This window comes from Frankia nepalensis (assembly GCF_016786325.1).
Taxonomy (GTDB): Bacteria; Actinomycetota; Actinomycetes; order Frankiales; family Frankiaceae; genus Pseudofrankia; species Pseudofrankia nepalensis.
In genome coordinates, this window is record NZ_JADWYU010000394.1 from 1 (window position 1) to 12,206 (window position 12,206).

The 12,206-nt window shown below is 76.2% G+C and carries 6 protein-coding genes; all 6 read left to right on the forward strand.

The window, feature by feature from the left end; translation table 11 throughout:
- The first annotated feature begins 103 nt into the window (after positions 1-103).
- Positions 104-5,788 (forward strand): type I polyketide synthase, encoded by a 5,685-nt coding sequence (locus tag I6A81_RS42610; RefSeq protein WP_203006917.1) that lies wholly within the window; start codon positions 104-106, stop codon positions 5,786-5,788.
- Complete coding sequence (locus I6A81_RS42615) at positions 5,785-7,329, forward strand: FAD-dependent monooxygenase (RefSeq protein ID WP_203006916.1); 1,545 nt, start codon at positions 5,785-5,787, stop codon at positions 7,327-7,329. The genes I6A81_RS42610 and I6A81_RS42615 overlap by 4 nt, the downstream gene beginning before the upstream one ends.
- Positions 7,330-7,370: 41 nt before the next feature.
- A complete protein-coding gene (locus I6A81_RS42620) occupies positions 7,371-9,059 on the forward strand; it encodes an acyl-CoA dehydrogenase family protein (protein ID WP_203006915.1) in 1,689 nt (562 codons plus the stop codon).
- Positions 9,056-10,324: a cytochrome P450 gene (locus I6A81_RS42625; RefSeq protein ID WP_203006914.1), complete on the forward strand. Its 1,269-nt coding sequence runs from the start codon at positions 9,056-9,058 to the stop codon at positions 10,322-10,324. Before I6A81_RS42620 ends, I6A81_RS42625 begins: the two co-directional genes overlap by 4 nt.
- A gap of 19 nt (positions 10,325-10,343) precedes the next feature.
- Positions 10,344-11,594: a cytochrome P450 gene (locus tag I6A81_RS42630; RefSeq protein ID WP_203006913.1), complete on the forward strand. Its 1,251-nt coding sequence runs from the start codon at positions 10,344-10,346 to the stop codon at positions 11,592-11,594.
- A 219-nt stretch (positions 11,595-11,813) separates the two neighbouring features.
- Positions 11,814-12,161 carry a nuclear transport factor 2 family protein gene (locus tag I6A81_RS42635; protein WP_203006912.1) on the forward strand — a complete coding sequence of 116 codons (348 nt, stop codon included), beginning with the start codon at positions 11,814-11,816 and terminating at the stop codon, positions 12,159-12,161.
- The last annotated feature ends 45 nt before the right edge of the window (positions 12,162-12,206 follow it).

Below are 12,206 nucleotides of genomic sequence, written 5' to 3' on the forward strand. Positions count from 1 at the left end.
GGGGGGGGGGGGGGGGGGGGGGGGGGCGGGGCGGGGCCGCGCCGCGTCCGCCAGGCCCGAACCAGCCCCGGTACCCGGACCGCCCAGAAAGATCACGGAGCAGATGTCAGACGAGCAGAAGCTCAGGGAGTACCTCAAACGCGCGACGGTCGAGCTGCACGACGCGCGCAGGCGCCTGGAGGATGCCGAGGCGGCCCGCTCCGAGCCGATCGCGATCATCGGCATGGCCTGCCGCTTTCCCGGTGGCGTCCGGTCGCCCGAGGACCTGTGGGACTTCCTGCTGACCGGCGATGACGCGGTCACCGGCTTCCCCGCCGACCGGGGCTGGGCGGTGCCCGAGCCGTCCGCCGGCCCGCCCGGGCGGCCCGGCCCGCCCGCCGTCCGCGCGGGCGGGTTCCTGCCGGACGCGGCCGAGTTCGACGCCGAGTTCTTCGGGATCTCACCACGCGAGGCGCTCGCGATGGACCCGCAGCAGCGGCTCCTGCTGGAGACCTCCTGGGAGGCGCTCGAACGCGCCGGAATCGACCCGACGTCCCTGCGCGGCAGCGACACCGGCGTGTTCGCCGGCCGCGTCACCGAGGACTACGGCCTCGTGGTCGCCGACCCCAGCGACGAGATCGAGCCCTACCGGCTGACCGGCCTCGCCGGCAGCGTGCTGTCCGGCCGGGTGTCGTACGTCCTCGGCCTGGAGGGCCCGGCGGTCACCGTGGACACCGCCTGCTCGACGTCCCTGGTGGCGCTGCACCTCGCGCTGGGAGCGCTGCGCCGCCGGGAGTGCTCCCTCGCGCTGGTCGGCGGCGCGACGGTGCTGGCCACGCCCGGCGCCTTCACCGATCTCGGGCGGCGCGGCGCGCTGAGCCCGGACGGCCGGGTCAGGGCGTTCGCCGCCGGCGCCGACGGGACCGCGCTCGCCGAGGGGGTGGGCGTCATCGCGATCCAGCTGCTCTCCGCGGCCCGCCGGGACGGCCACCCCGTGCTGGCCGTGGCGCGCGGTTCAGCGGTCAACCAGGAGGGCGGCCCCGGCGCGCCGGCCGGCCGGGCGCGCCGGCTCGTCGTCGAACAGGCCCTGGCCGACGCCCGGCTGACCGCCGCCGACGTGGACGCGGTCGAGGCGCACGGCGACGCCACCGTGTCCGGCGACCTGGCCGAGGCCGCCGCGCTGGCGGCGGCGTACGGTCCCGGCCGGCCGGCGGACCGGTCGCTGCTCGTCGGGACGGTGAAGTCCCGGCTCGGCCACACGCTGGCCGCGGCCGGCCTCGCCGGCGTCATCCAGACGGTGACGGCCCTGCGCCACGGCGAACTTCCGCCCACCCTGCGCGACGCCGGCCAGCCGTCGTCGCGGATCGACTGGGACGGCGGCCCGTTGGCCCCGCTGACCCGCCGCACGCCCTGGCCGAGCACCGGCCGGCCGCGCCGCGCGGGGGTGTCCGCCTTCGGGATCACCGGCACCAACGCCCACGTCATCCTGGAGCAGGCCCCGGACGGCCCGGACGGCCCGGACGAACCGGCGCCGGGCCGGGATCGGGAGCCCGAGGCCGCGACGGCGGCGCCGCGGCAGCCCGTCTCCGTTCCGCTGAGCCTGTCCGGAGCCGGCGGGCCCGCCCTGCGGGCTCAGGCCGCCCGGCTGCGGGCCTTCCTGGCCGGCGACCCGCCCCCGGCCCTCGCGGACGTCGGGCTGTCGCTGGCGGTCACCCGCTCCGCCCTCGCCCACCGCGCGGTCGTCCTCGGCGCGGACCGCGCCGAGCTGACCGCCGCCCTGGATGTGCTGGCGCGGGACGGGTCAGCGCCGAACGTGGTCGTCGGGACCGCGCGGGACCGGGGCAAGACCGTGTTCGTGTTCCCCGGCCAGGGCACTCAGTGGCCCGGCATGGCCCTGGGGCTGCTCGACGCCAGCCCCGTCTTCGCCCAGCACCTGCGCGACTGCGCCGCGGTGATCGAACAGCACGTGCCCTGGAAGGTCGAGGCCGTGCTGCGCGCCGCGCCCGGCGCCCCGCCCGTCACCCGCATCGACGTCCTGCAACCCGTCACCTTCGCCCTGAACATCGCGCTGGCGCGCCTCTGGCAACACCACGGCATCCACCCCGACGCCGTCATCGGCCACTCCCAGGGCGAGGCCGCCGCCGCCCACGTCTCGGGCGCCCTCACCCTCGACGACGCCGCCCGCATCATCATCATCCGCTCCCGGCTGTTCGCCGACCACCTCGCCGGCCACGGCGCCGTCGCCTCGGTCCAACTGCCCGCCCAGGACCTGGCCAGCCACCTCGCCCATCACCCCGACCAGTTGTGGATCGCCGGCGTCAACTCCCCCACCGCCACCACCGTCGCCGGCGACCTCGAACCTCTCACCCACCTCGTCGACATCCTCACCACCCGGGGCATCCGGGCCCGGATCATCCCCGACACCGTCGCCTCCCACAGCCCCCGCGTCGAACCCCTGCGCGACCGGCTCCTGCGCGAGCTCGCCTTCCTGAGGCCCCGGCCCGCCACCATCCCCCAGTACTCGACGACCCGCCCCGACACCCTGCTGGCCGGGCCCGAGCTCACCGCCGACTACTGGTACGACAACTGCCACAACCCCGTGGCCTTCGCCCCCACCATCCACACCCTGATCGACCAGGGCCACCACACCTACCTCGAGATCAGCGCCCACCCCGTCCTCACCGCGGCCATCGAGCACACCGCCGAATCGCGCCCCGCCCCGGCCCCCGTCCGCACTCTCGGCACCCTGCGCCGCGGCGACGGCGGCCCCGAGCGCCTCAACACCGCCCTCGCCGAGGCCTGGACCAACGGACTGCCCGTCGACTGGCGACCCGCCTTCGCCGGCGCCGCCGCTCGCCGCGTCGACCTGCCCACGTACGCCTTCCGGCGGCGGCGCTACTGGTTCGAGCCCTCCCCCGCCGCCGTCGTACGGGTGGCGGACGGGGCCGCGCTCACCGCGCTGTGGGACGCCGTCGACGACGGGGACGAAGCCGGCGCGACGCGGGCGTTCCGGCTGGACGGCGGATCCGGGGCCGGCGCGCTGCGCGAACTGCTGCCCGCGCTCACCGCGTGGCGCCGTGACCAGCGGATCCGCGCCACGCTGGCGTCCTGGCGCTACCGGACCGCGTGGCGCCCGCTGCCGGAGCCCGACGCCGCGGTGCTGACGGGCGACTGGCTGCTCGTCGCCCCCGCGGCGGCCGGCGAGGCGGACGCGGTCGCGGCGGCGCTCACCCGCCACGGCGCCCGCATACGGCGGGTCGACGTCGACCCGTACGATCCCGACGCGCACCGGCTCGCCACCCGGCTCAAGGAAGCGGGCGCGGCGCGGGCCGCCGGCGTGGTGTCGCTGCTGCCCACGGCTGGGGATCCGCGCGACCCCGCGGCCGGTGGCGTGCCGGGCGCCGCGGTGGCCGGCACGGTGACGCTGCTGCGCGCGCTGGCCGCCCTCGGCACCGAGGCCCGGCTGTGGTCGCTCACCCGCGGCGCGGTCTCCACGGGCCCGCGCGACCCGCTGCGCAGCCCGGCCCAGGCGCAGATCTGGGGCCTGGGCCAGACGGCCGCGCTGGAGAGCCCGGCGCTGTGGGGCGGGCTGATCGACCTGCCGGCGCGGCTGGACGCACGGGCGGGCAACCGGCTGGCCCTGCTGTTGGCCGCCGCTCGCCACGCCGAGGGCGCGGAACGCGAACTCGCCGTGCGGGGTACCGGGGTGTTCGCCCGCCGGCTGGTGCGCGCGGCGGCGGACCGGACGGGGCCGGCGGCGGACGGCCGCGGCGCCCCGGGGCGGTCCCAGCCGGGCTGGTCGACGAGCGGCACGGCGCTGGTGACCGAGGGCCTGACGGCCGCCGGCCCGCACGTCGCCCGGTGGCTGGCCCGCGCCGGCGCGCGGCACCTCGTCCTGACCAGCACCGGGCGTCCGGATCCGGACCGGGCCGCCGCGCTGGCGGCCGAGCTCGCCGCGCTGGGCGCCGGCTCGACGTTCCTCGAAGCCGACCCGGCCGACCGGGAGGCGCTGGCCCGCGCCCTGGCCGCCGCGCCCGCGGACATGCCGCTGACCACCGTCGTCCACACCGCCGACCCGCGCGGCGAGGGAACGCTCGAAGACGTCACGCCAGAGCAGCTCACCCAGGTACTCGCGCCCAAGGCGGCCGCCGCCTGGCAGCTGCACGACCTCACCCGCGACCGCGACATCCGCGCCTTCGTGCTGTTCTCCACTCTCGCCGGAACGCTCGGCAGCGCGCTCGGCCTCGGCGGATACGGCGCCGCGGGCGCATACCTGGACGCGCTCGCGGCGCACCGCGCCGCCCAGGGGCTGCCCGCGCTGTCCGTGGCCTGGGGCGTGTGGCCCGACGCCGACGCCCCCGAACGGGAGGAGGCCGCCCGCGCCGCCCGGCTGACCCGGCGCGGCATCCCGCCGCTCGACCCCGACCTCGCGCTGGCCACCCTGGACGCGGCGCTGGCCCGCGGCGAGACCACGGCACTGGTCGCCGACGTGCGCTGGCCGGACTACCTGGCCACGCACGGCGCCGCCGCGCCCGCCGCGCTCCTCGCGGAGATCCCCGAGGTCGCGGCGGCCCGCCGCCAGGTGGCCAGGCCCGGCGCGCCGGACGGCCCGCCCGCTCCGGACGCGTTCCTCGCCGGCCTGGCCGAGCTCGCCCCCGCCCGGCAGCAGGAGGCGCTGCTCGGCCTCGTCTCCCGCGAGATCGCCACCGTCCTGGGCCACGCGGCCACCACCGCGGTCGACCCCGCGCGCCTGTTCACCGAGCTCGGGTTCGACTCCCTCACCTCGGTCGAGCTGCGCAACCGGCTCGCCGCCGCCACCGGGGCCCGGCTTACCGCCCGCGCCATCCTGGAACACGGCACCCCGGACGCCCTGGCCGCCCGGCTGCGCGCCGAACTGCTCCCGGCCTCCGCCGCCGGCCCCACCGCCGGACCGGGTACCGGGCCCGCCGCGGCCGAGGGCGCGCCGGAGGCGCCCGTCGGTCTCGGCCTGATCGGCCCGCTGTTCCGGCGGGCCCGGGCGCAGGGCCGCACCGCCGAGTTCGTCCGGTTCCTGACCGGCCTGGCCGGCTACCGCCCGTCCTTCGCCGACCCGGCCGAGGAGCATGACCTGCCGGGGACGGTCCGGCTGGCGCGCGGCGCCGAAGGAGCACTGGCGCTGTTCTGCTTCCCGAGCCCGCTGGGCGGCGCCGCGCCCGGGCAGTTCACCCGGTTCGCCGCGCACTTCGACGGCGGCCACGACGTCACCGCGTTCGCCCTGCCCGGTTTCCGCGCCGGCGAGCGGGTGCCGCGGACGCTGGACGCGGTGGCCGAGGCCGCCGCGGCGGCGCTGGGCCGCCAGGCCCGACCGGGCGCGGCGGTCCTGGTCGGCCACGCCGCCGGCGGGCTGCTCGCGCACGCCGTCGCGGCCCGGCTGGAGGCGGCCGGCCGCCCGGCCGCCGGCCTCGTCCTGCTGGACACCGCGCCGGTGATCACCGCCGAGCTGGATCTCCCCGACGCGCCGCGCCCGGACGGCGAATCCCTCGGGCAGCCGGACGACGAAGCCTGGCTCACCGCCCTGGGCGCCTATGTCCCGCTGCTCACCGGTCTCCCGCCCACGCCGCTGCGCACGCCCACCCTGCTGGTGCGCGCGGCGGGCCGCGCGGCCGGTCCGCCGTGGCCCGCCGCGCACCGCGCCGTCCGGGCGCCCGGTGACCGTTTCTCCCTGCTCGCGCGGCACGCCGCGGCGACCGCCCGGCTGGTCCGGCCCTGGCTGGCCGCCCCCGCCCCGGTCGGCACCGCGACCGGCAAGACGAAGGAGCACCTCGCATGACCGAAAGCACCTCGCCCCCGCCCGACCGCGCCGCCGGCTCCGTCGTGGTCGTCGGCGCCGGGCCGTGTGGCTTGGCCATGGCCTGCGAACTGCTGCAACAGGGGGTCCCGGTACGGGTCCTGGAGGCCAGGGAGGACCGCGCCGTCGGCTCCCGCGCCGTGCAGCTGTGGCCCCTCGGCCTCGAGGTACTGCGCAGCGTCGGAGTCCTGGACGAGGCGCTGCGCCGCGGCGTGCGCATCCACAGCAACATCTACCACCTGCGCGGCCGCCTGCTCACCGTGACCCTGGGCGCGGACCACGAGCCGCTGATGCTGCCCCAGGAGCAGACGATGGAGCTGCTCGAAGGCGCCCTGGAGCGCCTCGGCGGCCGGGTTGAGCGCGGTGCGCGGGTGACCGCCGTCGAACCGACGGCCACCGGCGTGACCGCGAAGGCCGAGGGCCCCAGCGGCGTCACGGAGCTGGTCCACGCCGACTGGCTGATCGGCGCCGACGGCGTGCACAGCGTGGTGCGCGAACAGGTCGGCATCGACTTCCCCGGCAGCCGGCTGCCCCTCGACTTCCTGCTCGCCGAGGGGCGGATCGACAGCGACCTGCGCCCCGGCACCATGCACTACTACCTCGGCCCCGCGGGCTCGGCCGTCGTCGGCCCGATGCCCGGTGGCAGGACCCGGGCCTCCGGTGTGCTGGCGCCCGGCTTCTCCCTCACCGCCGAGGCGGTGCAGGCCTTCCTGGACGAGCGCACCGGTGGCGATCTGCGGGTCGCCGAGCTGGACACGCTCGGCACCTTCGCCACCGCCGAACGGATCGCCTCCGGCATGCGCAGGGGGCGGGTGTTCCTGGTCGGCGACGCCGCCCACACCCACACCCCGGTCGGCGGCCAGGGGCTCAACCTCGGCCTGCAGGACGTGCACAACCTGGCCTGGAAGCTGGCCGGCGTCATCAACGGCCGGTACGCCCCCGCGATCCTGGACACCTACGAGCCGGAGCGCCTGCGGGCCGCCCGGCAGATCGTCAGCACCACCCACTGGATGATCAAGATGTTCACCCTCGGCCCGATCGCCTCCCGGGTGCAGAACGCCTCGTGGAACCTGCTCGGCGCCACCGGGGTGCTGCGTCGCTGGTTCGTCCCGCTGCTCGCCGGCCGTCGGGTCGACTACCCGGACGCCCTGCTGCTCGCGCGGGACGGCGGCTCCGGGCGCCGGCTGCGCGCCCTGCTCGGGCTGGCCCTGCTCGGGCTGCCGCTGCCGGGCACCCGTCTGCCGCGCTGGGTGCCTGGCGCCGCTCCTGGCGCCGAGCCCGGCTTCCGCCTGCTGACCGTCGGCCGCGCCGACTCCGCCTTGGCGCGCCGCGGCCGCCGCCTGGCCCAGGCGCACGGCACGGCGGTGCGCCACGAGCACTTCCGCCGGCGGACCACGTCCGGGTTCCTGCTGCTGCGCCCCGACGGCTACGTCGCCGCCTCCGGCGCCCAACCGGGCGGGCTCGACCGCCTGGAACGCCTGCTCACCCAGCTGATCGCCGCTCCGGAGACCGCGACCGCCTGACCTGGCCCCATCGGATCTGACGAGAGAGGAGGGGAGCCGGCATGAGCAGCGCCACCGCCGGCGAGACCTCACCGCGCAGCTTCATCGAGGCGCTCGCCTCGGGACGGCTCCCCTGGGAGCTGTTCGCCGCGTTCCCGGAGCCGGGCCCGCGGGAGACCGCCGCGGGAGACGAGCTCCTCGCGCAGTTCGGCCCCTTCATCGACGCGTGGGTGGACGGCGACGAGCTCGACCGCACGCGCGTCTGGCCGGACGGGCTGTTGAAGGAGCTGCGCGACCGCGGCTACTTCCAGCTGACGGCCCCGGCGGAGCTCGGCGGCCGTGGGCTGTCGCCCTACAACCTCGTCCGGGTCGTCGTGCGGGCCGCCCGCCGGTCCATGGGCGTCGGGCAGATGCTGTGCGTGCAGAACGGCATCGCCGCCAGTGCCCTGCTCCCGGCGGTGCCGGCCGGCCCGCTGCGCGACTTCCTGCGCGCCGAGATCGCGGCCGGCAGCGTGTCGGGATTCGGCGACACCGACCCCGCGGGCCAGAACAACACACTTGCGGGCACGACCGCGACGCTCACCGACGACGGCTCCGCCTATCTGCTGCGCGGCGAGAAGCTGTTCATCGCCAACGCCGGCATCGCCGACCTGCTCGGTGTCTCCGCGACCGTGACGGAGCCGGACGGGCCGCGGGCGGGCGTCTTCTTCCTCACCACCGACACCCCCGGGTTCGAGGTCGTCGCGCCGAACGACTTCATCGGCCTGGGTGGGCTGTCGGCCTCGTTCCGGCTGACCGACGCGCGGGTGCCCAGGGAACGCGCGATCCTCGGTGACGGCGCCGCGCGCCTGCCCCGGGCCATCGCCCTGCGGGGCCTCTACGGCCGCGCCGCCCTCGCGGCGTCCGGCTCCCTGGCCGTCATCCGCAACTGCCTGGAGTACTGCGCCGAGTTCCTCGCCCGGCGCCGGATCGACGGACGCGGCCTGGCCGAGTACGACAAGGTCCAGCGGATCGTCGCGGGCATCCTCGCCGCCGAGTTCGCCGTGGAGAGCGCGGTGCGCTGGACGATGGTGGATCCCGGCCCCGAGGACCGGGCCTTCGAGCTCTACGTCACCAAGAACCTCGCCACCGTCCTGGCCTGGCGGGCCAGCGACCGCGCCGTCGCGCTGCTCGGCGGCGAGGGCATCGAGACCGCGCAGAGCAAGCGCCGCCGGGGCGCGACGGCGCACCCCGTGGAGCGGTACCACCGCGACGCGCGCGTCCTGCGCACCGTCGGCAACGTCGACTACGTGAACGACCTGCGGGCCGGGCAGCTCGTGCTCGCCCGCTACCAGGGCCCGGGTGAGAAGGGGGCCGACGGCGGGATCTCGCTGCCCGACCTCACGGGCGCCGACCTGTCCGCGGCCAACCGCCGGCACCTGGCCGCCGCCGCCGGGGTGTTCCAGCACCTGCACCGCGCCTGCCGCCGGCTCACCGACCGCCGCGGCGCCCCCGCCGGGCCCGGGGAACGGCAGGAGGCGGTGATCCTCGTCGGCGAGCTCGCCACCGAGCTGTTCGGCATCTGCGCGGTGCTCGGCCGCGCGGCCCGGTCGGGCGACGCGGCCGCCCAGGACCTGGCCGACGTGTACGCCACGGCGGCCGGGTTCCGCGTCGCCGACCTCACCCGGCGGCTCGCCGCCGAGCAGGAGCCCGACGCACCCGACTACGCCAGGATCAGCCGCGCCTGGCTGACCGCCAAGGAGTCCCTGTGACGACACTGCCCGGGGTCGAGCTGCCGGACGTCCTCGGCGCCTTCGACCTGACCGACCATGCCCGCTTCGCCGACGGCCTGCCCTACGAGCTGTTCGCCCGGCTGCGCCGGCAGGCCCCGCTGCTCTACCACCCGCCGGGCGTGAACAGCGCGGACGGCGAGGGCTTCTGGGTGCTCAGCCGCCACGCGGACATCGCGGCCGCGGGGGCCGACCCGGCCTTCTCCGCCGAGGGCGGCGGCGGCCGCGGCGGCGGCGGCACCCACCTGGAGGACATGGAGAGGGGCGTGCACGCCGGCGTGCTGCTCCCCATGATGGACGACCCACGCCACCAGGCGCTCAAGGACATGATCACCCCGTCGCTGACCGGCGGCACCACGCTGCTGCGCGAGGACGAGCTGCGCGGCCACGCCGCCGAGTTGCTCGGCCCGCTGCTCGCCCGCGGCCGCGGCGACCTCGTCGACGAGCTGGCCGAGCCGCTCGCGCTGCGCGCGATCGCGGGGCTCTTCGGCGCTCCCGCGCGGGACCTGGACCGGCTGTCGGCCTGGGTGCACGCCGTCGTCGGCCTGGCCGACCGCCGCACCGGCCTCACGGACGCCGCCTCGCTCGCCACCGTGCAGGCGATGGGCGGGTACTTCAAGGACCTGCTGGCGGCCAAGCGGCGCGACCCGGGCCGGGACTTCGGCTCCCTGCTCGCGCACGGCCGGCTCGCCGACGACAGCGGCGAGGTGCCGCTGACCGACTACGAGCGCGAACACAACTACCTCGTCCTGCTCATGCACGCCTACGAGCAGACCCGCAACGTCCTCGCCGGCGGGCTGCTGGCGATGGCCGAGCACCCCGGGCAGTGGCGGGCGCTGCGCGAGGACCGCGCGCTGCTGCCCGGCGCGGTCGAGGAGATGCTGCGCTGGGCGCCGCCCAACCCGTACAACCGGCGCACCGCCACCCGCGACGTCGACCTGTACGGGCAGACCATCCGGGCCGGCGACAAGGTCACCCTCTGGTGGCCCTCCGCCAACCGCGACGAGGCGGTCTTCACCCGCCCCGACACCTTCGACATCCGCCGGGACCCCAACCCGCACCTGTCCTTCGGCTCCGGCGCCCACGACTGCGCGGGCGGCGAGGCGAGCCGGCTGGTGCTGCGCCCGCTGCTCGAACTGCTCGCCGGCCAGGTGGCCGAGATCCGGCTGACCGGCCCGGTGGCCCGTACCCCCTACAACAAGCACGCCGTGCTGCTCGACCTGCCGGTCGAGCTGCTCGCGGCCTGATCCGCAAGGAGACCCGCGTATGTCCGAGGCTGTGCTGTCGGCCGGCACGCCGGCCGCCGAGAACAGGCCGCCGAAGGTCCTGCCCTACGACCCGATGGACCCCGAGTTCCTCGCCAACCCCTACCCGATGTACGCCAGGCTCCTGGAGCAGGGGGCGGTGCACCCGACGGACGCGGGCGTCGCCGTCGTGAGCTACAAGGAGGTCAACAGGGTCCTGCGTGACCCGCGCTTCGGCCACGGCGACGGCCTGGGCGCGCAGGACGCCAAGATCCCGACCCCGGCGGGCGAGCGCGACGCCCTCATGTTCATGGACCCGCCGGACCACACCCGGCTGCGGGCACTGGTCAACCGCGCCTTCACCCCCAAGGTGGTGCAGCGGATGCGCCCGGTGATCGAGGCGATCGCCGTCAAGCTGCTCACCACCGCCCGGGAGAAGCACGGCGACGGGCGGTGGGACCTGGCCGCCGAGTTCACCCGCCCGCTGGCCGTCCGGTCGGTCAACTCGCTGGTCGGCGTGCCCGACGAGTACACGGACCGATGCATCGGCTACGGCCGGGACGGCGGCCGCGGCCTCGACCCGGGCTTCACCCTCACCCCTGACGCGGTGGCGCAGCGCAACGCGGTGCGCGACGGCGTCATGGAGATCACCCTTGAGATGATCGCCGACCGCCGGGCGAACCCCAGGGACGACCTGGTCACGGACCTGATCCGGGTCGAGGACGCCGGCGACCGGCTCAACGAGATCGAGATCATCACCACGGTGGCCAACGTCTTCCTGGCCGGCTGGGCCGCCCCGCAGGCCCTGCTGGGCCTGTCGGCGGTCGCGCTGATGCAGCACCCGGACCAGCGCGCGTACTACGTGGCCCACCCGGAGCACGGCGACCGGTCGGTGGAGGAGCTGCTGCGCTTCGACGGCACCGTGCACCTGCTGGAGCGGATGGTCCTGGAGCCCGCCGAGGTGGGCGGCGTCGCGCTCGAGCCGGGTGACGAGATCTACATGCTGAACGCCGCCGCCAACCGCGACCCGGAGGCCTTCGAGAACCCGCACACGCTGGACCTGGCCCGGGTCGGGCCGCGCAACGTGGGCTTCGGGTTCGGCATCCACTACTGCGTGGCCGCGCCGATCGCCAAGATGATCAGCGAGGTGGGCCTGCACGTGCTGCTCGGGCGCTTCGGGTCCGAGCTGCTGGACCCCAACCCGCCGACCAACGGCGCCATCACCCAGCGCAGCTACCGGGAGATCCCGGTGGCGCTGACCTCCGCCGGCTGACCGGTTCCGTCACCAGAGGTGTACCCAGAGCGTGTAGAGTAGGCGGCGTCTGCTGCGGCGACCCTCTCGGTCGTGTGTTCCCCGTAAGTCGTGCGTTCCCCGTGAACAGTGCACTCCCTGGGAATGACGCATTCCCTGTGAAGGCCGTTCTCTGGGAACGCTGTTCCCTGGGAATGCTGCCTGTGCTGCGCGCTCACCTTGACTCCGAAAGGACGAGCAATGAGCGACGCCGTCACCAAAATCCTGCAGAGGTACATCGAGGTCTTCAACGAGACGGACGACGCCGCCCGCGCGGTCGGCATCGCCGAGGTCTTCACCGAGGACGCGCTCTACACCGACCCGACCGCCGAGGTCCCGGGCCGGGACAGGATCAACGCGTACATCGGGCAGTTCCGCAAGCAGGCCCCGCAGTTGGTCTTCGTCCTCGGCGCCGTCAAATTCCACCACGACACGGCGCTGTTCGACTGGACCGCGGGCCCGGACGGAGGCGCGCCGGTCGCCAGCGGCCGGGACTTCGTCCGGCTGAAGGACGGCCAGATCGAGCGGATCCACGGCTTCTTCGACTGAGCGACCGACGCGGCCGTGCCGCCCGGCGCTCGCCCGGGCGGCACG